This window comes from Nocardiopsis sp. iso_238 (assembly GCF_056173325.1).
Window position 1 is genome coordinate 4,174,212 of sequence record NZ_CM149668.1, and the last position, 25,425, is coordinate 4,199,636.

General features: G+C 73.2%; 24 protein-coding genes and 1 riboswitch. Of the genes, 11 read left to right on the top strand and 13 right to left on the bottom strand.

Annotated features, from left to right (window positions below):
* Nucleotides 1-86: 86 nt before the first annotated feature.
* Entirely contained in the window at nt 87-755 is a 669-nt protein-coding gene (gene rpe / locus AC0VYL_RS18920) for a ribulose-phosphate 3-epimerase (RefSeq protein ID WP_475481024.1), read from the bottom strand.
* A gap of 68 nt (nt 756-823) precedes the next feature.
* On the opposite strand from rpe, the gene AC0VYL_RS18925 reads away from it, so the two are divergent.
* Nucleotides 824-1,210, top strand: coding sequence for a DUF6841 family protein (locus AC0VYL_RS18925; protein WP_475481025.1), 387 nt, complete (start codon nt 824-826; stop codon nt 1,208-1,210).
* A gap of 85 nt (nt 1,211-1,295) precedes the next feature.
* Here AC0VYL_RS18925 and AC0VYL_RS18930 read toward each other — a convergent pair whose 3' ends face one another.
* The gene (locus tag AC0VYL_RS18930; RefSeq protein WP_475481026.1) at nt 1,296-2,759 is read right to left on the bottom strand and encodes an RsmB/NOP family class I SAM-dependent RNA methyltransferase; all 1,464 of its coding nucleotides are present in this window, start codon (nt 2,757-2,759) and stop codon (nt 1,296-1,298) included.
* Nucleotides 2,760-2,835: 76 nt separating this feature from the next.
* Nucleotides 2,836-3,771, bottom strand: a complete 936-nt coding sequence (gene fmt, locus AC0VYL_RS18935) for a methionyl-tRNA formyltransferase (protein WP_475481027.1) — start codon at nt 3,769-3,771, stop codon at nt 2,836-2,838.
* Between the two features lie 108 nt (nt 3,772-3,879).
* Here fmt and AC0VYL_RS18940 point away from each other — a divergent pair, with 108 nt between their 5' ends.
* Nucleotides 3,880-5,970 carry a primosomal protein N' gene (locus AC0VYL_RS18940; RefSeq protein WP_475481028.1) on the top strand — a complete coding sequence of 697 codons (2,091 nt, stop codon included), beginning with the start codon at nt 3,880-3,882 and terminating at the stop codon, nt 5,968-5,970.
* On the opposite strand, the gene AC0VYL_RS18945 is transcribed toward AC0VYL_RS18940, so the two are convergent.
* From AC0VYL_RS18945 to AC0VYL_RS18955, 3 genes are all read right to left on the bottom strand, one after another.
* Nucleotides 5,967-6,536: a DinB family protein gene (locus tag AC0VYL_RS18945; RefSeq protein WP_475454613.1), complete on the bottom strand. Its 570-nt coding sequence runs from the start codon at nt 6,534-6,536 to the stop codon at nt 5,967-5,969. The genes AC0VYL_RS18940 and AC0VYL_RS18945 overlap by 4 nt on opposite strands.
* On the bottom strand, nt 6,527-7,246 hold the full coding sequence (locus AC0VYL_RS18950; protein ID WP_475454614.1) for an SAM-dependent methyltransferase: 720 nt from the start codon (nt 7,244-7,246) through the stop codon (nt 6,527-6,529). The genes AC0VYL_RS18945 and AC0VYL_RS18950 overlap by 10 nt, the downstream gene beginning before the upstream one ends.
* 246 nt (nt 7,247-7,492) lie before the next feature.
* Nucleotides 7,493-8,881, bottom strand: coding sequence for an aminotransferase class V-fold PLP-dependent enzyme (locus AC0VYL_RS18955; protein ID WP_475481029.1), 1,389 nt, complete (start codon nt 8,879-8,881; stop codon nt 7,493-7,495).
* A 62-nt stretch (nt 8,882-8,943) separates the two neighbouring features.
* A riboswitch (SAM riboswitch) is annotated at nt 8,944-9,058 on the bottom strand.
* Nucleotides 9,059-9,275: 217 nt separating this feature from the next.
* On the opposite strand from AC0VYL_RS18955, the gene AC0VYL_RS18960 reads away from it, so the two are divergent.
* From AC0VYL_RS18960 to AC0VYL_RS18975, 4 genes are all read left to right on the top strand, one after another.
* Nucleotides 9,276-9,680, top strand: a complete 405-nt coding sequence (locus AC0VYL_RS18960) for a DUF3870 domain-containing protein (protein WP_475454618.1) — start codon at nt 9,276-9,278, stop codon at nt 9,678-9,680.
* 6 nt (nt 9,681-9,686) lie between these two features.
* Nucleotides 9,687-10,967 (top strand): CaiB/BaiF CoA transferase family protein, encoded by a 1,281-nt coding sequence (locus AC0VYL_RS18965; protein WP_475481030.1) that lies wholly within the window; start codon nt 9,687-9,689, stop codon nt 10,965-10,967.
* Between the two features lie 59 nt (nt 10,968-11,026).
* On the top strand, nt 11,027-12,220 hold the full coding sequence (locus tag AC0VYL_RS18970; protein ID WP_475454622.1) for an acyl-CoA dehydrogenase family protein: 1,194 nt from the start codon (nt 11,027-11,029) through the stop codon (nt 12,218-12,220).
* A 79-nt stretch (nt 12,221-12,299) separates the two neighbouring features.
* Nucleotides 12,300-12,767 carry a nitroreductase/quinone reductase family protein gene (locus AC0VYL_RS18975; RefSeq protein WP_378741296.1) on the top strand — a complete coding sequence of 156 codons (468 nt, stop codon included), beginning with the start codon at nt 12,300-12,302 and terminating at the stop codon, nt 12,765-12,767.
* Between the two features lie 58 nt (nt 12,768-12,825).
* On the opposite strand, the gene AC0VYL_RS18980 is transcribed toward AC0VYL_RS18975, so the two are convergent.
* From AC0VYL_RS18980 to ruvC, 7 genes are all read right to left on the bottom strand, one after another.
* Entirely contained in the window at nt 12,826-13,749 is a 924-nt protein-coding gene (locus AC0VYL_RS18980; RefSeq protein ID WP_475454624.1) for a GNAT family N-acetyltransferase, read from the bottom strand.
* Nucleotides 13,750-13,853: 104 nt separating this feature from the next.
* Nucleotides 13,854-16,037, bottom strand: a complete 2,184-nt coding sequence (locus tag AC0VYL_RS18985) for a RelA/SpoT family protein (RefSeq protein ID WP_475454626.1) — start codon at nt 16,035-16,037, stop codon at nt 13,854-13,856.
* 598 nt (nt 16,038-16,635) lie between these two features.
* Nucleotides 16,636-17,196, bottom strand: coding sequence for an adenine phosphoribosyltransferase (locus tag AC0VYL_RS18990; RefSeq protein ID WP_475454628.1), 561 nt, complete (start codon nt 17,194-17,196; stop codon nt 16,636-16,638).
* Between the two features lie 135 nt (nt 17,197-17,331).
* Entirely contained in the window at nt 17,332-17,697 is a 366-nt protein-coding gene (gene yajC, locus AC0VYL_RS18995; RefSeq protein ID WP_017546174.1) for a preprotein translocase subunit YajC, read from the bottom strand.
* 322 nt (nt 17,698-18,019) lie between these two features.
* Nucleotides 18,020-19,096 (bottom strand): Holliday junction branch migration DNA helicase RuvB, encoded by a 1,077-nt coding sequence (gene ruvB / locus AC0VYL_RS19000; protein WP_475454630.1) that lies wholly within the window; start codon nt 19,094-19,096, stop codon nt 18,020-18,022.
* Between the two features lie 30 nt (nt 19,097-19,126).
* The gene (ruvA, locus tag AC0VYL_RS19005) at nt 19,127-19,744 is read right to left on the bottom strand and encodes a Holliday junction branch migration protein RuvA (RefSeq protein ID WP_475454632.1); all 618 of its coding nucleotides are present in this window, start codon (nt 19,742-19,744) and stop codon (nt 19,127-19,129) included.
* A gap of 76 nt (nt 19,745-19,820) precedes the next feature.
* Entirely contained in the window at nt 19,821-20,369 is a 549-nt protein-coding gene (ruvC, locus tag AC0VYL_RS19010; RefSeq protein WP_431870338.1) for a crossover junction endodeoxyribonuclease RuvC, read from the bottom strand.
* Nucleotides 20,370-20,576: 207 nt separating this feature from the next.
* On the opposite strand from ruvC, the gene AC0VYL_RS19015 reads away from it, so the two are divergent.
* From AC0VYL_RS19015 to AC0VYL_RS19035, 5 genes are read left to right on the top strand one after another with little or no spacing between them, the layout of a single operon-like run.
* Complete coding sequence (locus AC0VYL_RS19015) at nt 20,577-21,401, top strand: NUDIX hydrolase (RefSeq protein ID WP_475483539.1); 825 nt, start codon at nt 20,577-20,579, stop codon at nt 21,399-21,401.
* Between the two features lie 49 nt (nt 21,402-21,450).
* Nucleotides 21,451-22,614: a molecular chaperone DnaJ gene (locus AC0VYL_RS19020; RefSeq protein WP_475454635.1), complete on the top strand. Its 1,164-nt coding sequence runs from the start codon at nt 21,451-21,453 to the stop codon at nt 22,612-22,614.
* Nucleotides 22,601-23,587, top strand: coding sequence for a hypothetical protein (locus tag AC0VYL_RS19025; RefSeq protein WP_475481031.1), 987 nt, complete (start codon nt 22,601-22,603; stop codon nt 23,585-23,587). Before AC0VYL_RS19020 ends, AC0VYL_RS19025 begins: the two co-directional genes overlap by 14 nt.
* Nucleotides 23,584-24,945 (top strand): adenylosuccinate synthetase, encoded by a 1,362-nt coding sequence (locus AC0VYL_RS19030; protein WP_475454639.1) that lies wholly within the window; start codon nt 23,584-23,586, stop codon nt 24,943-24,945. The genes AC0VYL_RS19025 and AC0VYL_RS19030 overlap by 4 nt, the downstream gene beginning before the upstream one ends.
* A gap of 46 nt (nt 24,946-24,991) precedes the next feature.
* On the top strand, nt 24,992-25,417 hold the full coding sequence (locus AC0VYL_RS19035; protein ID WP_475454641.1) for a PPOX class F420-dependent oxidoreductase: 426 nt from the start codon (nt 24,992-24,994) through the stop codon (nt 25,415-25,417).
* The last annotated feature ends 8 nt before the right edge of the window (nt 25,418-25,425 follow it).

The following is a 25,425-nucleotide window of genomic DNA, read 5'->3' on the forward strand; positions in this document are numbered from 1 at the left end:
CGACGACTACAGCGGGCAGCATAGGGCGGACCGCCCGCGGTGGCCAGGCCCCCGGGTCCGGCGCGCCGCGATCGTTACCGGAGGGTTCAGGCGAGCGGACTGGCCTTGCGGGCCTGGGCGCGCAGGGACTCGATGGCCCTGTCCGGGTCCTGGGCCCCGTAGACGGCGGATCCGGCCACGAAGACGTCCGCTCCGGCCTCGGCGGCGCGCTCGATGGTCTCGTCGCTCACGCCGCCGTCGACCTGGAGCCAGACCGAGGCGTCGCGGTTGTCCAGGAGTTCGCGGGCGCGGCGGATCTTGGGCAGCACCAGGTCCAGGAACCGCTGACCGCCGAATCCCGGTTCGACGGTCATGAGCAGGAGCATGTCCATCTCACCGATGAGGTCCTCGTAGGGGTCGACCGGCTCGGCGGGGTTGAGCGCCAGCCCGGCGCGGGCGCCGTGCCTGCGGATCTCGCGCAGGGTCCGCACGGGGGCGTCGGCTGCCTTGGCGTGGATGGTGACGCTTCCGGCGCCCGCCTCGGCGTACGCGGGGGCCCAGCGGTCGGGGTCCTCGATCATCAGATGGCAGTCCAGCGGGGTGGGCGTCGCCTTGAGGAGGGACTCCACGATGGGCAGGCCCAGGGTGAGGTTGGGGACGAAGTGTCCGTCCATGACGTCGACGTGCAGCCAGTCCGCGTTGGGGACGCGGGCGGCCTCGTCGGCGAGGTGCGCGAAGTCGGCGCTGAGGATGCTGGGAGAGATCTGGATTGCCACGTCAGCAGTGTATCCGGGCCGGTTCGGGGCAGGTGTGCCTCGGGGGTACCACCGAGTCAGGGGGAGACATGCTGGACGAGAACGGGCTGCGGGACTTCCTGCAGGCCTACAGCCGGGAGCTGGTCGCCGGTGACCTGGACGGGATCGCGGCGCGCTACAGCTATCCGGCCTACGTCGCGGGGGACGTCGAGAGCATCGCGGTGGCCTCGCCCGAGGACGTCAGGGCGGCCTTCACGGGAGCGGCCGAGAGCTACCGGAAGCAGGGGATGGTCGACGCCTCCCCCGAGATCCGCAGGGTGGAGGAGCTCACCGGGAGGCTGGTGTGGACGGACGTGCGCTGGTCCTATCGGGACGCGCGCGGCGAGGAGGTCCGGGCCGAGTCGTACCGGTACCTGCTGCGGGAGGCGGGGAACTCCTGCATGATCTGCGTGGTCGTCGCGACCGGCGGGGCGTGACCGCCACCTTTACGGCGTAGATTCCTGAATGTCCGAAACGCGCCCCCTGGGAACACCGTCCCAAGGGGCGCGTGCGGTCGGTCCGCTACTCCGGCTTGCGGCGGAGGAGGGCGAGGAACATGGCGTCCGTACCGTGGACGTGCGGCCAGAACTGGACGTACTTCCCCTCGGGCCCGGCGGCGAGGTCGGGGACCTCGTCGAGGTAGTCCGGGGCGCGAAGGAGTTCGAGGTCCTCGCGTTCGGCCAACACCTTCCGGACGATCCCGTCGGTCTCGTCCAGGTGCGGCGAGCAGGTCACGTAGGCGACCACGCCGCCGGGGCGCGCGGACTCGACCGCCCGGGTGAGCAGGTCGTGCTGGAGCGGGGCGAGCTGGGTGACGTTCTCCGGTCCCCGGCGCCAGCGGGACTCCGGACGGCGGCGCAGGGCGCCCAGGCCGGTGCACGGCACGTCGGCGAGCACGCGGTCGAAGGAGCCCGGCTTCCAGGCGGGCCGGGTGCCGTCGGCGACGACGGCGCGGCCCGCGTCGCGGGGGGCGCGGCGCACGGCGTCGGCGACCAGGCCCGCACGGGCGGGCTGGAGCTCCGAGGCGACCAGGCGGGCCTCGCCCTGGCCCGCGATGCTGGCCAGCAGACCGGCCTTGCCGCCGGGACCCGCGCACATGTCCAGCCACAGGCCGTCGCTGCCCTTGGCGTCCACCCGGGTCAGCGCGAGGGCCACCAGCTGGCTGGCCTCGTCCTGGACGGCGGCCCGGTTCTGGCGGACCTCGCGGATCAGCCCCGGATCCCCCTCGGGCAGGTAGGCGGCGAAGGGCGAGTAGCGGCCCGGCAGCGCCCCGGACTCCTCCAGGTCCGCGACCTTGGCCCGGCCCGGCTTGGCCACGAGGGTGACCCTCGGGCGGTCGTTGTGCGCGACCAGCAGCCTCTCGGTCTGCTCCAGGCCGTCCTTGGCCCGCTCCCCCAGGGCGCGCGCCAGCTCCTTGACCACCCAGCGCGGGTGGCTCCGCACGACGGACAGGTAGCCGCTGGGGTCGCGCTCGCGGTCGGGGGCGACGATCGCGATCCACGCGTCCAGGTCGCGGGCGCTCACCTTGCGCAGGATCGCGTTCACGAACTTGCCCCGGTGCTGGCCCACCACGCGGCGGGCCAGGTCCACGGTCTCGCTGACGGCGGCGTGCGGCGGGATGTTCGTGGACAGCAGCTGGTGGGTGCCGAGCCGCAGCAGGGGCAGCACCTCGGCGTCCACCGAGGCCAGCGAACGGTCGACGCAGGTCTCCAGGATCGCGTCGTAGGTGCCCTGGTGGCGCAGGGTCCCGTAGGTGAGCTCGGTGGCCAGCGCCGCGTCCCGGCCGTGGATGCCGCGCTCACCGAGCTGGGCGGGCAGGAGCAGGTTCGCGTAGGCGTCCCGCTGCTCCACCGCGCGCAGCACGTCGTAGGCGACCCGGCGGGCCGGGTCCCGGGGCTGGGGCGGAGCGGTCCGGTGGCCACCGCCCTGCCTGGGTTTTCCACCCTTACGGGGACGCTGGTTCCGGGACCGGGACTGCTCGCTCAACGTGTGCTCTGCCTCAACAAGCCGGGGACGGGTGCCGACGCACGCTCACGCACGCCAGATCCGAGAGTACGGCAGCTCAGCGGCCGAGTCGGTCGTCGTCGGTGGGACGCACGCCACGGGCCCAGTCCACGGCGGCCATCTCCTTCTTGCCCTGCGGCTGCACCAGGCCGAGCTCCACGGGGTGGGTGCTGGTGCCGACGATGACGCGCTTCTTGTCCGCGTGCAGCTGGCCGGGGTCGAGGTCGGGCCGGTCGGCGTCGGTGACGGGCCGCACCGCGCCGAGCTTGAGGCGCGTGCCCCGGAAGGTGGTCCAGGCGCCGGGAGCGGGCGTGCAGGCGCGGGCGACCCGGTCCACGCGCTGGGCGGGCGCGGTGAAGTCGAGTTCGGCGTCCAGGGTGGTGAGCTTGCCCGCGTAGGACACGTCGGCGTCCGGCTGCGGGACCGGGCTGAGCTCCCCGGAGGCGATGCCGTCGACGGTGCGGAGCAGGAGTCCCGCGCCGGACTCCGCGAGGCGCCCGAGCAGTTCTCCGCTGGTGTCGGTGGGGCGGACCGTCTCCGCGAGGGTGCCGTAGACCGGTCCGGCGTCGAGCTCCTTGACGATCCGGAAGGTGGAGGCTCCGGTGACGTCGTCGCCGTGCAGGACGGCGTGCTGGACCGGGGCGGCGCCGCGCCACGCGGGCAGCAGCGAGAAGTGCAGGTTCACCCAGCCGTGCTTGGGGACGTCCAGCGCGGACTGCGGCAGCAGGGCCCCGTAGGCCACCACCGGGCAGCAGTCGGGGGCGATCTCCGACAGGCGGGCCAGGAACTCGGGGTCCCCGGCCTTGGCGGGCTTGAGGACCTCGATGCCCTCACTCTCGGCGAGTTCCGCGACGGGGCTGGCGGAGACCCTCCGCCCACGGCCGGAGCGCGCGTCGGGTCGGGTGACCACCGCCACGACCTCGTGCTCGGAGTCGATGAGCGCCCGGAGCGAGGGCACCGCCACCTCCGGCGTTCCGGCAAAGACAAGCTTCATGTTCGGGTCCCCTCCGCTGCGCCTACGGATCACTGTTCTACCAGTACCAGCGGGGTCTCCCGAGCGGGAAAGGCGGTGTTGTCGGCGGGTTCTGGTAAACCAAGGGTGATGACTGAGCAGCCCGACCAGCCCGACCAGCCCGACGACGGCCTCTTCGACGTGTCGGAACTGCTGGACCCCAAGGCGCTGGCCAAGGCCAGGGCCAGGGAGGCGTCCCGCCCCGAACCGCGAAGGCCCGCCGCGAGCCTTCCGGTGGCGCGCGTCATCGTGGACACCCCGCTCCCCCACCTGGACCGGTACTTCGACTACCAGGTCTCCAGCGACCAGGACGCCGACGCGGTGCCCGGCTGCCGGGTGAAGGTCATGTTCAACGGGCGCCTGTTGGCGGGGCTGCTCGCGGAGCGGGTGGAGCGGTCGGACTTCGCCGGGCGGCTCGCCTATCTGGACTCGGTCGTCTCCTCGGAACCGGTCCTGTCCCCGGAGATCCTGGAGCTGGCCCGGGCCGTGGCGGACCGGTACGCGGGCACCCTCAACGAGGTGGCCAAGCTGGCCATACCGCCGCGCAGGGTCAAGGTGGAGCGGGAGGCCCCGCCGGAGGAGGAGACCGGCCCGGAGCGGGACGACACGGCGGCGGACCCGGGGCCCTGGCGGGACTATCCGGAGGGTCCGGCGTTCGTCGAGGCCCTGCGTGAGGGGCGTCCGGCCCGCGCTGTCTGGAACGCCCTGCCCGGCCCGGAGTGGGCCGACGCCATCGCGGTGGCCGCCGGGGCCGCACTGGACGCCGGTCGCGGCACGGTGATCGTGGTCCCCAACAGCCGTGACGTGCAGGCCGTGGACGCCGCTCTGACGCGCCTCCTGGGCGAGGGACGCCACGCCGCGCTCCCCGCCGACCTGGGCCCGACCCCGCGCTATCGGCGCTGGTTGTCGGTGCTGCACGGGCGGACCAGGGTGGTGGTGGGCTCGCGCCTGGCCCTGCTGGCGCCCGTGCGCGATCTGGGCCTGGTGGTGCTGTGGGACGACGGGGACGACGTGCACGTGGACCCGCACGCGCCCTATCCGCACGCCCGCACGGTCCTCGCGATGCGCGCGCACATGTCGGGTGCCGGAGCGCTCTTCGGCGGACACACCCGCACCACCGACGCCCAGCTGCTGGTGGAGTCCGGGTGGGCGCTCCCGCTGGTCTCCGACCGGACGACCCTGCGCGGCCGGGCGCCGGTGGTCAAACCCGCCGGTGACGACCGCGAACTGGCCCGGGACGAGGCGGCGCGCTCCGCCCGGCTGCCGAGCCTGGCGCTCAAGGCGGCCCGGGAGGGGGCGCGGGAGGGCCCGGTGCTGTTCCAGGTGCCGCGTCGGGGCTATCTCAACGCCCTGGCCTGCGCCGGATGCCGCGAACCGGCCCGCTGCGGGGCCTGTCACGGGCCGCTGGCCATCCGCGAGGCGCACGCCGTGCCCTCCTGCGGGTGGTGCGGCCGGGTGGCCGGGCAGTGGGCCTGCTCCGAGTGCGGGGTGACCCGTATGCGGGCGGTGGTGGTGGGAGCCCGCCGGACCGCCGAGGAGCTCGGCCGGGCCTTCCCGTCCCTGACCGTGCGCACCTCGGGACGGGACGAGGTCCTGGCCGAGGTGCCGAACCGGCCGTCGCTGGTGGTCTCCACCCCCGGCGCGGAGCCGGTGGTCCCGGAGGGCGGGTACGCGGCCGCGGTGCTCCTGGACGGCTGGGCACTGCTCAACCGGGCGGACCTGCGCGCCTCGGAGGAGGCGCTGCGCCGCTGGCTGAACGCGGCCGCGCTCGTGCGGCCGGGCGGCACCGTGGTGGTCTCGGCCGACGCGTCACTTCCGGTGGTGCAGTCGCTGGTGCGCTGGGACCCGGGCGGGTTCGCCGAACGGGAGCTGGCCGAGCGGCGCGGGCTGGGCTTCCCTCCGGCGGTGTCGATGGCCTCGATCACCGGGGCCCCCGAGCACGTGCGTGAGCTGCTGGACCAGATCCGGCTGCCCGAGTCCGCCGAACTGCTGGGACCGGTGCCGGTCGGTTCCGAGACCGGCGAGAACGGTGACCACGTGACCGAGCGGGCGCTGTTGCGTGTGCCGCGCGGGGCGATCGGTGACCTCTCCCGCGCGTTGAAGGCTGCCGCCTCGGCGCGCAGCGCGCGCCGGGACGAACACCTCGTGCAGGTCCGGGTGGACCCGCCGCACGTGCTCTAGGCGACCGGTTCCGACCACGGACCGGCGCTCTCCCCGAAGCGGGCCCGGTACAGGTCGCGCAGGAGGGCGACCTCGGCGCCGTGGTGGATGAACTCGCGGTTCAGGTGCAGGATGAGCACGACCAGCGGGAAGTCCGACCACTGAGCCGCCTCGGCGCCGCCCACCGGTTCGGCCAGGTCGTCGTCGTCGAGCTCCTGGACGTGGTCGGACCAGGTCACGTAGGCCCTGCGCAGCCGCTGTCTGGCCTCGGCCGCGGTGGAGGGCCAGTCGATGTTGTCGCGGCTGGCGGTCCGGTCCCCGAAGTGCCAGTTGATCCTGGCCTCCAGCACGTCCACCACAATGTGTCCCAGCCGCCAGGCGATGGTGGTGACCGGCGGCGGCACGGGTTCCGGATAGGCACCGTCCGGGGCGTGGCGGCCGTCGGGCAGCTGGCGCACCGTCCAGCAGTCGGGGACGGGCTCCCAGTAGAACTCGGCGTCCGTCAGCCCCTCCAGCCTGGGCCACAGGGAGAAGTCCCAGTAGAACCTCATCTGGGCCAGGATCTCACCGTTCCAGTTCAGCGCCATCGCGTCGCTCCCCTTCCTCGCCTGGGCACGCGGCCCAGTCCGCCCAGGGTTCCACACCCCGGGGCGGACACGTCCTCGTCCGGGTAGGGCCACCAGGTCAGGTCGGCGACCCCCGGTTCGACGGGGAGGAAGGGGGCGAAGGCCCGCTCCGCCGTGGGGCGGGGAGCCGTGGACGTGAGGGCGACGTATCCGCCGCCGCGCATCATGCCGTGCAGGGTGTCGAGCCCGGCGGGCGGGTCCTGCTCCGTGCCGGGACGGGTCATCAGTACGGCGACGGGCTCGTCGAAGTCGACGAGCCCGCTGGTGTGGAGGCGTCGGAGCACGGCGTCCGTCCCGGAGTCGCCGGAGCCGTCCCCGGCCAGGACGGTCGCGTTGCGCGCGGGGGCGGCCAGCACCCCCGCCGTCCCGGTCGGCGCCAGGTGCACCAGGGTGGCGTCGGCGCTGGCCCGGCGGACGCGCTCGGCGGTGCCGGGCACCGGACAGCCCCAGTCCACGAACTGGCGGATCCCGGCGTCCGCGCAGAGGTAGTCGACGACGCGGCCCAGGAAGGCCTGGTGCACGCGGACCCGTTCGGCCTCGGCCGGGTCCGGCGGGCGGGTGCGCGAGCCGAGGCTGACCACCGGTGAGGGCTGCTCGGGGACGCGCGGGGGTTCGGACGCTCGGAACACGGCCGTGAGGGGACCTGTCTTGGGTCCTCGTACGTCCGTCACGATCACGCTCCCCCAGCCGGTTCGCTCGCGGGAGGCGGGACGCCGCGTCGGTACGGACCGGTCGGGTCCGGCGACGGCGCGCCCCACCGTCAGGGCCCGATAGTACCGCCTGGGAACGTGATCCCCGGCACACCCCCGCGTGAAATGTGACCCAGTGCGTCGAATGTGGGGTCATGCGTAGTGAAGTTCCATGAGTCCGAGGTCCCGAATACTCCGATTCCGGACACTCCGGGCGGGAAAGGAGCCTCAGAGGACGTTGCGGGGGTCCGGGACCGGGGCGAGGCGGCCGTCGCAGTCGGCGTACTCCCAGCGCGGGCCACGGGCCACGAGGTCCGCCACCGCGCCGACCAGACGGTCGACGTGCTCCTCGGTGGTCCCCACGCCCAGGCTCGCCCGCACGGCCTGCTCGTGCCCCTCGGGCAGCAGGTGGGTGGTGAGCGGGTGGGCGCAGAACAGGCCGTCGCGCACGCCGATCCCGTACTCGGCGGAGAGGGCGGCGGCCAGGAGGTCGGCGGGCAGGCCGTCGACCACGAAGGACACGATCCCCACCCGGGCGTGTTCGGCGTCCCACAGGGACAGTTCGCGCACGCCGTCGATCTCGCCCAGCCCGGAGCGCAGGCGCTCCAGCAGGGCGGCCTCGCGGATGTGCTGGAGCGAGAGCGTCTCGGTGGTGAAGGTGTCGCAGGCCGCCGCCAGCGCCACGGCGCCCAGCACGTTCGGGCTGCCCGCCTCGTGCCGCGCGGGCAGGTCGTTCCACTGGACGTCGTGCTCGGTCACCCGGCGCGTCGCTCCCCCGCCGGCGAGGTAGGGGGCGGCGTCGCCGAGCCAGTCGGCGCGGCCCGCCAGCACCCCGGACCCGAAGGGGGCGTAGAGCTTGTGCCCGGACAGCGCCACGTAGTCGGCCCCGGTCCCGGAGAGACTGAACGGCAGGTGCGGCACGTACTGGGCGGCGTCCACCACCACGCGGGCGCCCTCGGCGTGGGCGGCCTCGACCAGCTCCTCGACCGGCCAGATCTCGCCGGTGACGTTGGAGGCGGCGGTGACGCACAGCAGCCGGGGCCCCTCGGGCGCCTCCGCGAGCGCGGTCCGGGCGGCGGTGACGGCGGCCTCGGGCGACGCGGGCAGGGGCAGCCGGACGACCTTCCCGGCGCGTGAGGCCGGGTGCTCCCACGGGAGGAGGCTCGCGTGGTGCTCGGACTCGAAGACCACCACGGTGCAGCCCTCGGGAACGGCGCGGGCCAGCAGGTTGACGGCGTCGGTCGTGCCGCGCACGAACACGACGGCGTCGGCGGAGCCGTACGCGTCGGCCTCGGTGCGCACGCCCAGGAACCGGGAGACGCTGCGGCGGGCGCGCTCGTAGGCGTCGGTGCTGACCTGCGAGTGGTGCCCGGCGCCCCGGTGGACGCTGGCGTAGTAGGGCAGGGCGGCGGCGAGCGCGTCCGCGACGCTGGTCAGGCAGGGGGCGCTGGCGGCGTAGTCGAAGTTGGCGTAGTCGACGCGCTCACCGGTGACCAGGGGGACCCCGCCCTCGGCGGTGACGATCGCGCACTCGGTACGGGCCTCGGCCTCGCGGGCCGCGTCCCGGGCGGCGGAACGGCTGGAGCGCGTGGAGTCGAACGGGATGACAGTGGTCATGGGGCACCTCTTCTGCGGGTCGTGGGACCCACGGGGTACGCCGATGACGGCTGCGCCTCAGGGGTCCGCGCTTGTCTGACACGGTCGTGTCGGGACCTGGTCCTCACCCGGGGCACCCCACCGCGGAAGGAGGGTTGCCGACCAGCTAGCCGGGGCTTGTCGCTGGTACTCGTGACCTGAGCGGAAATGTAACACAGGGCTCCCGTGGCGCGCATCCGTGTGCTCGTGTGCCCTGGACCACCCCCGCCCTTGACACCGACCGTCCCGGCTGGGCCATACTGATCGAGAACTGCCCTCCCGTCGCGGGTGTCCGGTTTCCCCCGGCCGCCCTTCAGACGCGAGACTCCAGTGAGTTGGAGTTTTCGCGTGCCCGCAGACAAGAGGTGCTTTTCCGTTGTACGGCGACGACCGTGTTCAGCAGCTTCTCCGCGACCCCAGGGTCGTGCTCATCTCCGGCTACGCCCGTCTTCCCGACTCGGTGGCGAGCCATTCCCAGTACCAGCGGCTCGGTGTCGTGCTCGCGGTGGACTCCGCGGACGGCCGGATCGTGGCCGCGGACACCACCCTCCTGACCGACCTGGCCAAGGACTTCTTCCGTGCCCTGGTCGAGGGCGCCTCGGTGACCGAGGACATCGCGGAGATCGTCCAGCGGGTCCAGACGCGCTACGCGGGCCAGTCCGGCGCCGCGCTCACCACCGCGCTGCGCCGCTGCCTGGAGACCTACTACCAGCTGCGGGACGGCGACCAGCTGCCCTGCGGCCCCGTGGACCCCGAGAGCCCGTCCGACGGCGAGGAGTGACCCCCCATGCGTGAGACCAGTTCCCCACCCGACCCCGCTCCCGGTCCGGGAGCCCCGCTCCCGCTGGCCGGGGTGCGGATCGCCGACCTGTCCCGGGTGCTCGCGGGCCCCTACGCCACCATGCTGCTCGCTGACATGGGCGCCGAGGTGGTGAAGGTGGAGCAGCCCGGCCGGGGTGACGACACCCGGTCCTGGGGCCCGCCCTACGCCGAACCCACCGAGGAACACCGGGCGGACCACTCCCCCGGCGAGGCCGCCTACTTCCTGTCCGTCAACCGGAACAAGCGCAGCCTGGCCGTCGACCTGAAGGACCCCGAGGGGCTGGCCGCCGTCCAGGAGCTGTGCGCGACCTCGGACGTGGTGATCCAGAACTTCCGGCCCGGGGTGATCGACCGGCTCGGACTGGGCTACGAGCAGGTGAGCGCGCGCAATCCGGCCGTCGTGTACTGCTCCGTGAGCGGCTTCGGCCCCGAACACGAACCCGCCACCCGCCCGGGGTTCGACATCGTCGTCCAGGCCGAGAGCGGGCTGATGGCCACCACCGGTCCCGCCGACGGTCCGGCGAGCAAGGTGGGTGTGGCGCTCACCGACGTCCTGACCGGCCTGAACGCTGCCGTGGGCATCCTCGGCGCGCTCATGCGGGCCCGGGTGACCGGGCGCGGTGAGAACATCAGCGTCTCCCTGGTCAACTCCACCCTGTCCAGCCTGGTCAACCTCGCGCAGCAGGCGCTGGTCACCGGGGCCGAACCGGCGCGCGTGGGCAACGCCCACACGACCATCGTGCCGTACCAGGTGTTCCCCACCAAGGACGCCGAGGTGGTGATCGCCGCCGGGAACGACGCCCTCTACCAACGTCTGTGCGCCGCGATCGACCGCCCCGACCTGGGCGCGGACCCCCGGTACGCCACCAACCCGGAGCGGGTGGCGCACCGGGGGGAACTGGTCGGGGAGCTGTCCGCGACGCTGCGGGAGCGGCCCGCCGAGGACTGGATGCGGGTCCTGGTCGAGGCCGGGGTCCCGGCCGGCCGGGTCCGCGGGGTGCTGGACGCCCTGCGCACCGCGGACGCCAACGGCGACGACGTCCTGCGCACCGTGGAGCACCCCACCGCCGGGCCGTTGGAGCAGGTCCGCGCGGGGTTCCGCATGGAGCACACCCCCGTGCCGATGACCGCGCCGCCGCTGCTCGGACAGCACTCGGCGCAGGTCCTGACCGAGCTCGGCCTCACCCCGGAGCGGATCGCGGCGCTCCTGACCAGTGGCGCCGTCCAACAGACCGACGTCGGCTGAGCCGGGCCCCGCCCCGGCACCGACCCCGCACACGCAAGCACCACGAAGGGACACCCACCATGAGCGACTCCCAGCGCAGGGCCGCCGCCCCCGACCCCCTCGACTTCCTGGCGGTGGACGCCGAGCTCTCCGACACCGAGCGCGACATCCGCGACGCCGTCCGCGAGTTCTCCACCCGTGAGCTCCTGCCCAACGTGGCCGACTGGTTCGAGGCCGGAACCCTCCCGGACCCGCGCGGTCTGGCCAAGGCCTTCGGTGACCTCGGCGTGCTCGGCATGCACCTGGACGGGTACGGCTGCGGCGGCTCCAGCGCGGTCGCCTACGGCCTGGCCTGCAGGGAGCTGGAGGCCGTGGACTCGGGGCTGCGGAGCTTCGTGTCCGTGCAGGGCTCGCTGGCCATGGCCGCCATCCACAAGTTCGGCTCGGAGGAGCACAAGAACGAGTGGCTGCCGAGGATGGCCGCCGGTGACGCGATCGGCTGCTTCGGGCTGACCGAGCCCGACTCCGGCTCCGACCCCGGCTCCATGCGCACGCGCGCCCGCCGCGACGGGTCGGACTGGGTCCTCAACGGCACCAAGATGTGGATCACCAACGGCTCGGTCGCGGACGTCGCCGTGGTGTGGGCCGCCACCGAGGACGGCATCCGCGGCTTCGTGGTGCCCACGGACACCCCCGGGTTCTCCGCCAACGTGATCCACAGGAAGCTGTCGCTGCGCGCCTCGATCACCTCCGAGCTGGTCCTGGAGGACGTGCGGCTGCCCGCCGACGCCGTCATGCCCGGGTCGAAGGGTCTCGGCTCCCCGCTCTCCTGCCTGAACGAGGCCCGCTACGGGATCGTGTGGGGCGTGGCCGGCGCCGCCCGCGCCTGCTACGAGGCGTCCCTGGACTACGCGAGGACGCGGGAGCAGTTCGGCAGGCCGATCGGCGGGTTCCAGCTCACCCAGCGCAAGCTGGCCGACATGGTCGTGGACGTCAACCACGCCGCGATGACGGCGCTGCGGATCGGTCGCCTCAAGGACGAGGGGAACTGCCACCACAACCACGTGAGCTTCGGCAAGTTCGCGAACGTGGCGGCGGCCCAGAGGGTGGCCCGGACGGCGCGCGGCATCCACGGCGCCAACGGGATCACCCTGGAGTACCCGGTGATGCGGCACATGGTGAACCTGGAGACCGTGGCCACGTACGAGGGCACGGAGGAGATCCACGCGCTGAGCATCGGCCAGTCCGTGACCGGCGTCTCGGCGTTCCGCTAGACCGGGGGCGCGCCCACGGGTGCCATCGGTCGCCGGAAACCATCACAATGGGAGCATCCGATCGAGGGAGTTGCCGAAGATGGTGAACGAACCGACGAAGCGGTTCGAGATGACGAAACTGCGGCGGACCGCCAACGCCTTCGTCAGCGGCTTCGTCAAGTACGGGGCCTGCCCGCCGGAGCTGCACCTGCTCACCACGCGTGGGCGCACCTCCGGTTTCCTGCGCACCATCCCGCTCAGTGTCCTGGACAGTGAGAGCGGCCGGTACCTGGTCTCCCCGTACGGGGAGGTCGACTGGGTGCGCAACATCCGCAAGGACGGTTTCGCGACCCTGCGCCAGGGCGGCTGGATCGAGCTGGTGAGCGTGCGGGAGCTGGGCCCGGCCGAGGCGGCTCCGGTACTCAAGGAGTACCTGGACAACCCCCGGTCCGCGGTCGTCGGCCCGTACTTCGACGCTCCTCCGGAGGCCCCGGAGCAGGCGTTCGAGGCCGAGGCCGACCGGCACCCGGTCTTCCAGATCGTGCGGTCCACGACGATCCGTCTGTAGTACCGCGCACGGAGCCCCGGTCACCCGAAGCGGGTGGCCGGGGCTCCGCCGTGGGGGCTCAGCGCGCGGGGCGCAGCAGGGCCGTGCCCCGGTCGAGCGTTGTGTAGCCCACGGTCGCGTAGGTCATGGCCGGGGTCGGGTAGGCCTCGTTCGGTGTGGTGTTGATGTACACCCGGTCGCCGCCCCGACGCGCGGTCAGGGCGCACGCCGTGAGGGCGAGCGCGACGGCCAGGCCCCGGCGCCGGTGCGCGGGGACCACGCCGAGGGGTTCGATCTCCGAGCAGCGGTTCTCCGGGTCCCACCAGACGACGCAGCAGGCGGCCAGCGAGCCGTCGGGGGCCTCCACCACCAGGTCGAGTTCGCGGTCGTACAGCAGCGCGGCGCGGGTGCTGTCGTACCGTTCCCGGCTGAACCGGCTGGTCAGGTCCGGGTTCACCGTGCCCACACGCTCGGGCCAGGGGAGGTCGGAGGGCTTCCAGGCGGTGCGGTGACACGCCACGCGGGCCTCCTCCTCGTCCTCACGGACGGGGCGGATCCGGTACCCGTCGGGGAGGCGGATCTCCTCCTCGGTGGCGGCGCGGCCCATCCACTCACCGAAGGTGTTGTCCTTCCCGAGGGCGAAACCGGCCTTCTCCGCGAGGTCGCGGAGCACGGTGTCCCCCTCGAAGGCCAGGAGCTCCACGGCGGCGTCACCGGTTCGGGTCAGAGCCCAGTCCAGGAGCGCGGCCCCGGCCTCCGGATCGCGGGAGGCACCCACGGCCGAGACGGTGGCCAGCGCACGCAGGGCGTCGGGCCCTTCGATCACGGCCCAGCCCGCGATCTCACCGTCCCGTTCGGCCACGGCCGCGTTCCCACCGGTGAACTCCTCGGTGGCCAGCTGCCAGCCGAGCCCGCCCGGGTGCGGGGCCGTCGGCCACAGGCGCTGGGCCAGCGCCTCCAGGGAACGCCCGTCTTCGGGGCGGAGCGGACGGATGTGGAGCATGGGGGGCTGCCTTCCCTCGGAGTGGTCCCAGGCACGTTAGCTCCCGGGACCTCCCCGCTCCACCGGTTTTCCGGGCCGCACCGCCCTCGCGGGGCGGCCGCGGGTCAGTTGCGGACGCGGAAGACGTCGTAGACGCCGTCGACCCCGCGGACCGCGCGCAGCACGCTGCCCAGGTGCGTGGGGTCGGCCATCTCGAAGGTGAAGCGGCTCTGCGCCACCCGGTCCCGGCTGGTCTGCACCGTCGCGGACAGGATGTTCACGTGCTGGTCGGAGAGCACCCGGGTGATGTCGGACAGCAGACGGGAGCGGTCCAGGGCCTCCACGTGCAGCGCCACCAGGAACATCGAGTCCTCGGTGGGGCGCCACTCGACGTCCACCATGCGCTCGCGGTCCAGGCTCGCGGCGTTGACGCAGTCCGCGCGGTGCACCGAGACCCCGTTGCCCCGGGTCACGAAGCCCACGATCTCGTCACCGGGCACGGGCGTACAACACTTGGACAGGCGCGCCCACACGTCGGCGTCGCCTCCGGCCACGACCACGCCCGGGTTGCCCGCGCGCTGGCGGCTGGTCGCCACCTTGGTCGGCAGTGAGGACTCCGCGAGGTCCTCCGCGTGGCTGTCCAGCCCGCCCATGGACTCCACGAGCTTGCCCACCACGCTCTGCGCGCTGACCTGGCGTTCGCCCACGGCCGCGTACAGGGAGTCGACGTCCGGATAGCGCAGGTCGCGGGCGAGGGCGATGATGGCCTCCCCGTTGAACAGGCGCTTGACCGGCAGCTCCTGCTTGCGCATGTACTTGGCGATCTCGTCCTTGCCCTGCTCGATCGCGGCCTCGCGGCGTTCCTTGGTGAACCAGTGCCGGATCTTGTTGCGGGCGCGCGCGCTCTTGACGAAGTTGAGCCAGTCGCGGCTGGGCCCGGCGTCGGGGTCCTTGGAGGTGAGGATCTCCACGGTCTCGCCGTTGTGCAGCTCGTTCTCCAGCGGCACCAGGCGTCCGTTGATCCGGGCGCCCACGGTGCGGTGGCCGACCTCGGTGTGCACGGCGTACGCGAAGTCGACCGCCGTGGCGCCCTGCGGCAGGGAGATGACGTCGCCGCCCGGGGTGAAGACGAACACCTCCTGCACGGACAGGTCGAAGCGCAGCGACTCCAGGAACTCGCCCGGGTCCTTGGTCTCCTGCTGCCAGTCGATGAGCTGGCGCAGCCACTGCATGTCGGTGGTGCCCTTGGGCTTGGCCTCGGCACCGGAGGAGTTGCGGTCCTCCTTGTACTTCCAGTGCGCGGCGATGCCGTACTCGGCGCGGCGGTGCATCGCGCGGGTGCGGATCTGGAGCTCGACCGGGTTGCCGGAGGGGCCGATGACCGTCGTGTGCAACGACTGGTACATGTTGAACTTCGGCATCGCGATGTAGTCCTTGAACCGGCCGGGGACCGGGTTCCACCGCGCGTGGATCGTGCCCAGGGCCGCGTAGCAGTCCCGGACGCTGTCCACCAGGACCCGCACCGCGATGAGGTCGTAGATCTCGTCGAAGCCCACGTTGCGGGCGATCATCTTCTGGTAGATCGAGTAGTAGTGCTTGGGTCGGCCACGCACGGTCGCCTTGAGCTTGGACTCGCGCAGGTCGGCCGAGACCGCCTCGATGACCTCCTGGAGGTACACGTCGCGGCGGGGGGCCCGCTCGGAGACCAGGCGGGCGATCTCGTCGAAGCGCTTGGGGTAGAGGGTGGCGAAGGCCAGGTCCTCCAGCTCCCACTTGATGGTGTTCATGCCCAGGCGGTGGGCGAGCGGAGCGAAGATCTCCAGGGTCTCGCGGGCCTTCTTCTCCCGCTTGGCCCGGGCCGGGAGGTAGCGCAGGGTGCGCATGTTGTGCAGGCGGTCGCACAGCTTGATGACCAGCACGCGGATGTCGCGGGCCATCGCCACGACCATCTTGCGGACCGTCTCGGCCTGGGTGGCCTCGCCGTACTTGACCTTGTCCAGCTTGGTGACGCCGTCGACCAGCTCCGCGATCTCGTCACCGAAGTCGGCGCGCAGCTCGTCGAGGGAGTAGTCGGTGTCCTCGACGGTGTCGTGCAGGAGGGCGGCGGCCAGGGTGGCCTCCTGCATGCCGAGCTCCGCGAGGATGGTGGCCACGGCGAGGGGGTGCGTGATGTAGGGGTCGCCGCTCTTGCGTTTCTGGTGGCGATGATGGTGGGCCGCGACCTCGTAGGCGCGTTCGATCAGCCGCACGTCCACCTTGGGATGGGTGGCGCGCACGGTCTTGATCAGTGGTTCGAGCACCGGGTTCATCGTCACTCCCCGCTGGGCCCCGAGTCGGGCGAGCCTTCGGCGTACTCGCACGGTGGAGGGTGTGGTGGCCGCCTGACCCCCCGGGGCACCCGGCCCCGAGACGTCGGAGGGCGCCGCGTCACGCGCGGCGCCCTCCGGGCGGTCCTTCTGTGGTCTGTCGGTGCCCTGCGCACGCTCCGACCGCGTGGTGGTGGCTTCTTCCTGGGGGGTGGCGGCCGTCCGCGTCTCGGGGGTCTGCCCGCCCGACCCCTGATCGGACACAGCCCCGGTCGAGACCACTTCGCTTGGCATGCCTACCTCCCGCGGTTCCTCCCGGTGGAGCCGACGTCGCCGTCCGGCTCGCCTCCGGTGCACGTGCGTGTCATCAGGGCCAGTCGTTGACGCGGCCGCCGCGGTCCCCTCGCCCGCCAGTCTAGTGGGGACCACTCCCCACCTGCGCGGGGAGCGGTCAGGCGCCTCGTGTCCCCGGTACCGACTCGTAGGTACGCCTGGTGACGCAGATCACCAGGTGCGTCACACCGAGTGCTGGAGTACGTCAACAAGGACGAACTGTCGAGGTATTCCCCCGTGGGGGGGCGACAGTCAGGCGAGGTCGGCCTCAGACCGAAAGGAGGGTGCGCGGCTCCACGTCGGGCATCTTCTCCCGCCCCCGCAGTGCGGAGAGCTCCATCAGGACGGAGAATCCCACGACCGTACCACCCGCCTTGCGGACCAGGTCCACCGCGGCCCTGCCGGTCCCGCCGGTCGCGAGGACGTCGTCGACGATGAGCACACGGCCGCCCGGGGTGATCGCGTCGGCGTGGATCTCGACGGTCGCGGTGCCGTACTCCAGATCATAGGCCTGGTCGATGGTCTCCGAGGGCAGTTTCCCGGCTTTGCGCGCCGGAACGAAGCCCGCGTCCAGTGCCATGGCGACGGGGGCGCCGAAGATGAACCCGCGCGCCTCCAGTCCGACGACATGGTCGATCCCGCTGTCGAGGAACGGCGCGGCCAGGGCCCGCACCGCGACGGCGAACGCCTCCGGGTGGTTGAGCAGGGGCGTGATGTCCTTGAACAGGATGCCCGGGTGCGGGAAGTCCGGGACGTCGCGGACGTGGGCCCTAATCAGGTCGAGGTCGGCGGCGTCCGGGACGTCCGGGGTCGCGGTGTCGTGGGACATGGGTGGCGGGGCCTTCTGTGGTGGGTCCGGTCTGGCGGAACTGCGGGCGGAGGTGGCCGGGACACAGCGGTACCGGCCCCGGGAGGGGGCCGGTACCGAAGTCTGTGGCGAGCCGGGGCACGGCCCGGCCCGGTGTTATCCCTTGGGCTTGTCGTCGTCGCCGAAGTCGGGACGGTCCTCGACCGGGGTGTCGTCGGCGGCGGGCGTGATGACCTCGCCGACACCGGCCTTGAGCATCCGGATGCGGGTGCCCGGGGAGATCTCCAGCAGCACGTCCTGGTCGTGGATCTCCACCACGGTGGCGAAGATGCCCGCCTTGGTCATGACCTCGACGCCGGGGACCAGGGAGCTCTGCATCTGCGTCTCCTGCTGGCGGCGCTTCTGGTTCGGGCGCCAGAAGAGGAGCCAGAAGACCAGGAGGATCAGCACGAACGGGAGCATCATGCTGAAGATGCTGCCCTCCTGCTGGGCCGCGTCGGCGAGAGTGTAAATGCCCTGCACGGGGGCGTCCTTCCTGACGTTTCGTGTGGCCGACGTCTGCCGGTTCGGACACCGCGACGACCACCTTCTCGGGCCGACCGACCTCGGCGGCCGGAGTCGTACCCGATGCCTACAACGCTCGGGGGAGCCAACTCGTTCCGCCGGTGTCCGACGACGCCAGAACGGGGACGCTGCCCCGTCGTGGCTGGTTCGACACAGTTTACGTGGCGCCGGTCACCGGCGACCCACCGCCCGGGGTCGGAGCGCTAACGGTTCGGACCCGGTTCGCGCACGCGCCCCCACGCGCCGCGGCGGGGACCCGCGGGGAGGCCTCCCGCCCCGGTCAGGGGGCCGGGGTGCCCTGACCGGCCCTCCCGGCGCCGTTGGCGGCCGGGTCGGCAGCGGCGCCGAAGGCGGCGTCCGGCGGCGGGGTGATCCCCATGTGCGCCCAGGCCATCGGGGTCGCCACGCGGCCGCGCGGGGTCCGGGCGAGGAAGCCGGAGCGGACCAGGAAGGGCTCCGCGACCACCTCCACCGTCTCGGCCTCCTCGCCCACGGACACGGCGAGCGTGGACAGCCCCACCGGCCCGCCCCGGAAGCGGTTCATGAGCACGTCCAGGATGGCCCGGTCCAGGCGGTCCAGCCCCAGGGCGTCCACCTCGTACAGCTCCAGGGCGGCCCGGGCGTTGCCCAGGGTGAGGTGCCCGCCTCCGCGCACCTCCGCGTAGTCACGTACGCGGCGCAGCAGGCGGTTGGCGATCCGGGGGGTGCCGCGCGAGCGACCGGCGATCTCGCGGGCCGCGTCGCCCTCCAGCGGGGCGCCGAGGAGCCCGGCGGAGCGGTGCAGGATCTGTTCCAGCTCGTCGGGCTCGTAGAAGTCCATGTGCGCGGTGAAGCCGAAGCGGTCGCGCAGCGGTGCCGGGAGCATGCCCGCGCGGGTGGTCGCCCCGACCAGGGTGAACGGGGCGATGTCGAGCGGGATGGCGGTGGCGCCGGGCCCCTTACCGACCACGACGTCCACCCGGTAGTCCTCCATGGCGACGTAGAGCATCTCCTCCGCGGGGCGGGCCATGCGGTGGATCTCGTCGAGGAAGAGGACCTCTCCCTCCTGGAGGGTGGAGAGCACGGCGGCCAGGTCGCCGGAGCGTTCGATGGCCGGGCCCGAGGTGATGCGCAGGGGCGCCCCGAGTTCGGCGGCGATGATCATGGCCAGGGTGGTCTTGCCCAGGCCCGGGCCGCCGGACATGAGGATGTGGTCGGGGGCGCGCCCCCGGCGCTGGGCGCTGTGCAGGACCAGGGAGAGCTGTTCGCGCACCCGGTGCTGGCCGACGAACTCGTCCAGGTTCCTCGGGCGCAGCGCACCCTCGATCTGGTGTTCCTCGACGTCGGCCTCGGGTGAGACGGCGTCACGCTCGTACACGGGTGTTCTCCCTCCGGTTCCCGTTGGGGGCTAGGCGCGGCTGAGCCTGCGCAGGGCGCTGCGCAGCAGCACGGTGACGTCGTTGGTGTCCTCAGCCTCGGCGGCCACGGCGGCGGCCGCGGCCTCGGCGTCCTTGCTGGACCAGCCGAGGTTGACCAGGCCGGAGACGACCTGTCCGCGCCAGGCCCCGTGGGGTTCCATGCCCTGGGGTCCGTCGGCGGGCGGCAGGGTGCCGTCGGTCATGACCGGGGCGTCGAGCTTGCCGCGCAGTTCCAGGACGATGCGCTGGGCGCCCTTCTTGCCGATGCCGGGCACGCGGGTCAGGGCCGTGGTGTCCTCGGTGGCCACGGCCTGGCGGAGGCTGTCGGGGCTGTGCACGGCGAGCATGGCCAGGGCGATGCGGGGTCCGATGCCGGAGGCGGTCTGCACCTGTTCGAAGAGGTTCCGCTCGTCATCGTCGGCGAACCCGAAAAGGGTGAGCGAGTCCTCGCGGACGACGAGGCTGGTGGCGACGGTGCCCTCCTCCCCCACGTGGAGTCGGGAGAGTGCGGAGGGGGTGCACTGGACGGTCATGCCGACCCCGCCGACGTCGATCACGGCGCTGGCCGCGCCGCGTGCGGCCACCCGGCCGGTGAGGAACGCGATCATCTCGTGTGGGGCACCGGGAGGGGTGCCCGTCTCCTTCCTGGGGGTGCTGCTGCCTGTGGCGGTCGCCGCTCGGGGGCTAGCGTCCGCGTGTGCGGCGGGCCAGTTCCACCTTGCGGGCGAAGTCCTGTTGGGCCTGGGCGACCCGGGCCTGGGCCCCGCCGCGCCAGATGTGGCAGATGGCCAGGGCCACGGCGTCCGCGGCGTCGGCCGGTTTCGGCGGCCCGTCGAGTCCGAGGATACGCGCCACCATGCCGCCGACCTGTTTCTTGTCGGCGCGGCCGCTGCCGGTGATGGCGGCCTTGGCCTCGCTGGGGGTGTGGGTGGCCACGGGGAGGCCCCGTCGGGCGGCGCAGACCAGGGCGATGCCGCTGGCCTGGGCGGTGCCCATGACGGTGCTGAGGTTGTGCTGGGCGAAGACGCGTTCGACGGCGACGGCGTCCGGTTCGTAGGTGTCCAGCCACTCCTCGATGCCGCGCTCGACCTCCACCAGGCGCTGCGGGAGCGGGGTGTCGGGGCTGGTGCGGATGGCGTCGGCCGCCAGGAGGCGCAGGGGGCGGCCGATGGCGCCCTCCACGGCCCCGACCCCGCAGCGGGTCAGCCCCGGGTCGATCCCCAGCACGCGCACGTCCCCACCCGCTCCTTCGTTCGACCGTCTCGCGGACGCCGTTCTCGAACGTCCGTTCGCACCATGCTAGCGGCGGGCTCCGACGGGATCGTCCGCCACGGGCGGCGTGTCGGCCCGTGGACTCGGGGGGTGGACGGACGGACCGGTCGGTGCTAAGTTCAACTCACATCGAGAAAAACTCAGAATGAGAACAACTTGGGGGAAGCAGTGTCCGAGGGGATCGACGAGCCGACGGGCGCGGGGACGGACCGCTACGACGCGGCCGACGAGCGCAGGTACCTCGACGGCTACGACCCGCACGCCTTCGCGCCCGTCGCCGTCACCGTGGACGTGGTGGCGATGACCATCCGCGACGGCCTCCCCCACGTCCTGCTCGGCCGACGCACCCGACAGCCCCAGCTCGGACGGTGGGCCCTGCCCGGCGGGTTCGTCCGGGCCGAGGACGGTCCGCGGGGCCCGGCCGACCGCGACCTGCCCGACGCCGCCCTGCGCGTGCTCACGGAGAAGACCCCGCTGCCCGCCGAGCTCCACCTCGAACAGCTCGGCACCTACGGCGCGATCGACCGGGACCCGCGCATGCGGGTGGTCTCGGTGGCGTACATGGTGCTCGCCCCCGACCTGCCCGACCCGCACACCGGCCGCGACACGGCCGAGGCCGCCTGGGTGCCGTGGACCGCGCTCGGCCACGGAGACGGTTCCCAGGAGCGGCACGACCTCGCCTTCGACCACACGCGCGTCCTCGGTGACGCGGTCGAGCGCGCCCGTTCCAAGCTGGAGTACACCGCCCTGGCCGCCGCCTTCCTCCCCCCCACCTTCACCGTCTCCGCACTGCGCGGCGTGTACGAGGCGGTGTGGGGGCGCACCCTGCACGCCGCCAACTTCCACCGCAAGATCCAGGCCACCCCGGGGTTCGTGGAGGACACCGGGGAGCTGGCCGAGCGCGGGGGCGCGGGGGGCGGGCGCCGTGCCCGGCTGTACCGGGCGGGCGGCGCGGCCCTCCTCCACCCGCCGCTGCTGCGCGGCGCCCAGTGAGCCCGGACCGGTGAACACTCGCCGGGCCACACCCTCGGAAGGGAGAAGGATGGACCAGGAGCGACACCCCCATGACGGATTCGACTCCGCCCTGCGCGACCTCGCCCTCGCGGCCGACCCCGGCGCGCTGTTCGGCCCCCTGCCCGTCGACGGCGGGGCGGTCCCCCCGGCCGCCACGGCCGCGTACCGGCGCCTGGCCCGGCTGCTCCACCCGGACACCGCTCCCGCCACCCGTACGGCCGAGGCCGCGGCCGGGTTCTCCGGGCTCACCGAGGCCTGGCGGCGCTACCGGCTGGCCGCCGAAGGGGACCTGGGACTCGACGACCTCACCCTGGTGACCCGGAAGCGTGCCTACCACGTCAGCCGGGGCGGGGCTCTGGCCAGCGGCGACGTGGCCGACCTCCACCCGGTCCGGTGGCGGGAGGGCGACCGTGACGGCCCTTGGCGGGACGGGGTACTCAAACTCCCCCGGGCCACGCGCGACAACGACCTGATCCTGGCCGAGGCCACCGCGCTGCGCCGGATCAGGGAACGCGGCGCCGCGGCGTACCGCGCGTTCGTCCCGGAACTGGTGGAGTCGGTCCGCCACCGCGACGCGGCCACCGGGGTGGAGCGGCGCGGCAACGTCCTGGGCCTCCTGACCGGCTTCCACAGCCTGGCCGGGGTGCGGCGGGCGTACCCGGACGGGATCGACCCGCGCGACGCCGCGTGGATGTGGCGGCGCCTGCTGGTCGCGCTGGGCAACGCCCACCGGTCCGGGGTCGTGCACGGCGCGGTCGTCCCCGAACACGTCCTCGTCCACCCCGAGGCGCACGGTGTCGTCCTCGTGGACTGGTGCTACTCCGTCACCTTCGCCGAGGCGCGCACCGCGCCGCACGTGCCCGCGATGGTGCCGCACCGCGAGGAGGCGTATCCGCCCGAGGTCACCCGGCGCGGCCCGGCCGTGCCCGCCACCGACGTGTACATGGCCACCCGGTGCGTGGAGTTCGTGACCGGCGGCCGCCTGCCCGGACCGTTGCGGGCCCTGGCGCGCGGTTGCACGCTGACCTCCCCCGACCGGCGGCCCGGGGACGCGTTCGCCCTGCTCGACGAGGTCGACGAGGCGCTGGAGCGGTGCTTCGGCCCGCGCCGGTTCCGCCCCTTCTCCATGCCCGCCCAGATCCCGACCCACCCCCACACAGGAACAGAAGGAGACCACGATGGGAAGCAGTAACTGGTCCACCGACGCCCACCACGCCCGACGGGCCTACCAGGCCTCGGCCGGCAGCAGCGGGTTCGACTACCACGACGACGTCACCACCGCCCCGCGCGACCAGTGGCGGGCCCACCCGTCGCTCGACCCGCACGGCGTGGGCGTCCGTGAGAGCCGTGACTCCGACGCCCACCCCAACTCGCTGGCGGTGTCGGTCCTCTTCGACGTCACCGGCTCCATGGGGCGCGTGCCCCGCGCCCTCCAGGCCAAGCTCCCCGACCTGTTCGGACTGCTGCTGCGCCGGGGGTACGTGGAGGACCCGCAGATCCTGTTCGGCGCGATCGGTGACGCCACCTGTGACCGCGTGCCGCTCCAGGTCGGCCAGTTCGAGTCCGGCAACGAGCTGGAGGACGACCTCGGCAACATCCTGCTGGAGGGCGGGGGCGGCGGTCAGATGACCGAGTCCTACGAGCTGGCGATGTACTTCATGGCCCGGCACACCGCCCTGGACTGCCTGGAGAAGCGGGGGCGGCGCGGCTACCTGTTCATCGTGGGCGACGAGATGGCCTACGGCGCGGTCAAGTCGCGGGAGGTCCTGGACGTGATCGGTGACGACCTCGACGAGAACGTCACCCTCCCGGCGATCCTGGAGGAGCTGCGGCGCAAGTACGAGGTGTACTTCCTCATGCCGACCGGCAGCCACCACTTCCGGGACGACCGGGTCCGGGAGTTCTGGGAGGGGCACCTGGGCCAGAACCTCGTCCTGCTGGACGACCTCGACGCGGTCTGCGAGACGATCGCGGTCACGGTGGGCCTGGGTGAGGAGGCCATCGACCTGGAGGAGGGGCTGCGGGACCTGGCCGACGCCGGATCGGACCAGGCCGACGTGGTGGGCCGGGCCCTGCGGCCGCTGGCTCGCGGGCGCGGAGCGGTCGCCACCTCCTCGGGCCTGGAGGGGCTGGCCGGTGACGGCCCGGGGGTGGACCGGCTGTGAACGACCGGACGGGACCCGGCGAGCACGCGATCGTGGTGGACCTGGGGTTCGGCGACGCGGGCAAGGGCGTGACCGTGGACCTCCTGTGTTCGGGGGGCGGGTACGGCGCGGTGGTGCGGGCCAACGGCGGCGCGCAGGCGGCGCACAACGTGGTGACCCCGGACGGTCGGCACCACACGTTCGCGCAGTTCGGGGCGGGCACGCTCGCCCCGGGCCGTCCGGTGCCCACCCACCTGTCCCGGTTCGCGGTGGTGGACCCCTTCGCGTTGGCCGCCGAGGCGGAGCACCTGTCCTCCCTGGGGGTGGCGGATCCGCTCTCCCTGGTGACGGTGGACCGGCGCGCGCTGATCAGCACTCCCTGGCACGCGGCCGCCAACCGCGCCCGCGAGCGGGCCCGCGGCCGGGACCGGCACGGTTCGTGCGGGATGGGCGTGGGCGAGACGATGGCCTACTCCCTGGAGCACCCGGAGGACGCGCCCACCGTGGGTGACTGCGCGTCCCCGGCGGTGCTCCGCCGCAAGTTGGACCGGTTGGCGGAGCGGCTGGCGCCGGTGCTGTCCGAGGCGGAGGACGGGGGCGGCGGCGCGGATCGGGAGCCCCGGCCCGACCCGGACGCGTGCCTGGCCGCCTACCGTGCCTTCGCCGAGCGGGTCCGGCTGGTGGACGAGCGGTACCTGCCCCGGCTGCTGGCCCGGACACCGGTGGTCTTCGAGGGTGCGCAGGGCGTGCTGCTGGACGAGTGGCACGGCTTCCACCCGTACACCACCTGGTCCACGACCACCGCCGTGAACCCGCTGGCGCTGCTGGCGGAGGCGGGGATGGCGGGGCGGGCCCGGCGGATCGGGGTGACGCGCACCTTCGCGACCCGCCACGGGGCGGGGCCGCTGGTGACCGAGGACGCCGGGCTCACCGAGCGGTTGGCCGACCGGCACAACCTCGCGCACCCGTGGCAGGGCGGGTTCCGGGTGGGCCACCTGGACCTGGTGGCTCTCCGGTACGCGCTGGAGGCCACGGCGGGGGTGGACGCGCTGGTGGTCACGCACGCGGACGCCCCCGCCCGGCTCGGGCGGGACCTGCGCTGGTGCGTGGGCTACGAGCTCGCGGACGGGAGCCCGGTGCGGATCGCCCCGGGGGCCTCCCCCGACCTGGCCCGCCAGGCCCGGCTCACCGGTCTGCTGGGCGCCGCGCGCCCGGTGCTGGAGCCGGTGCCGGGGGACGCGCCGGGTGCGGTCTCCGACGCCCTGGGGCTGCCGCTGGAGGCGGTGTTCTCCGGTCCGACCAGGGCCGACGCCCACGTACCGGTGCGCCGGGCCCCACGGGTGGGGCCCCTGCCCCGGCGTCTCCCCGCAGCGGTGTGAGCGTGTCGGGCCGGAGGCGCGGCGGATCGCGTCCTACCTTGGGGCCATGAGCTCCCTGACTGATCCCGAGGTCCGCGACTTCCTGCTGTACGGCACGCGCACGGGCAAGGTGGCCTACACGGCCTCCGACGGCCGCCCGCTGGCCGCGCCGATCTGGTTCACCATCGACGAGGACGGCCTGGTGTTCAACACCGGCCGGAACAGTGCGAAGGGGCACGCGTTCGCGCGCGACCCCCGGCTGACGCTGGTGGTGGACCGCGAGGAGCCCCCGTACGGCTTCGTCCAGGTCCAGGGCGTGGCCGAGGTGTCCGAGGATCCCGGCGAGCTCCTCCGGACGGCCACCGCCATCGCCGCCCGGTACATGGGCGCGGACCTGGCCGAGGAGTACGGTCGCCGCAACGGCGTGGCCGGTGAGCTGGTGGTGCGGGTGCGTCCGACCAGGGTCGTCGCGGAGATGGACATGACCGGCTGAACGGCCCG

Coding starts and splice junctions, on each gene's coding strand:
- AC0VYL_RS18925 (WP_475481025.1), top strand. CDS start 824: ATGCTGGACGAGAACGGGCTGCGGGACTTCCTGCAGGCCTACAGCCGG.
- fmt (WP_475481027.1), bottom strand. CDS start 3,771: ATGAAGCTTGTCTTTGCCGGAACGCCGGAGGTGGCGGTGCCCTCGCTC.
- AC0VYL_RS18940 (WP_475481028.1), top strand. CDS start 3,880: ATGACTGAGCAGCCCGACCAGCCCGACCAGCCCGACGACGGCCTCTTC.
- AC0VYL_RS18945 (WP_475454613.1), bottom strand. CDS start 6,536: ATGGCGCTGAACTGGAACGGTGAGATCCTGGCCCAGATGAGGTTCTAC.
- AC0VYL_RS18955 (WP_475481029.1), bottom strand. CDS start 8,881: ATGACCACTGTCATCCCGTTCGACTCCACGCGCTCCAGCCGTTCCGCC.
- AC0VYL_RS18965 (WP_475481030.1), top strand. CDS start 9,687: ATGCGTGAGACCAGTTCCCCACCCGACCCCGCTCCCGGTCCGGGAGCC.
- AC0VYL_RS18970 (WP_475454622.1), top strand. CDS start 11,027: ATGAGCGACTCCCAGCGCAGGGCCGCCGCCCCCGACCCCCTCGACTTC.
- AC0VYL_RS18975 (WP_378741296.1), top strand. CDS start 12,300: ATGGTGAACGAACCGACGAAGCGGTTCGAGATGACGAAACTGCGGCGG.
- AC0VYL_RS18980 (WP_475454624.1), bottom strand. CDS start 13,749: ATGCTCCACATCCGTCCGCTCCGCCCCGAAGACGGGCGTTCCCTGGAG.
- AC0VYL_RS18985 (WP_475454626.1), bottom strand. CDS start 16,037: ATGAACCCGGTGCTCGAACCACTGATCAAGACCGTGCGCGCCACCCAT.
- AC0VYL_RS18990 (WP_475454628.1), bottom strand. CDS start 17,196: ATGTCCCACGACACCGCGACCCCGGACGTCCCGGACGCCGCCGACCTC.
- ruvA (WP_475454632.1), bottom strand. CDS start 19,744: ATGATCGCGTTCCTCACCGGCCGGGTGGCCGCACGCGGCGCGGCCAGC.
- AC0VYL_RS19020 (WP_475454635.1), top strand. CDS start 21,451: ATGGACCAGGAGCGACACCCCCATGACGGATTCGACTCCGCCCTGCGC.
- AC0VYL_RS19025 (WP_475481031.1), top strand. CDS start 22,601: ATGGGAAGCAGTAACTGGTCCACCGACGCCCACCACGCCCGACGGGCC.
- AC0VYL_RS19035 (WP_475454641.1), top strand. CDS start 24,992: ATGAGCTCCCTGACTGATCCCGAGGTCCGCGACTTCCTGCTGTACGGC.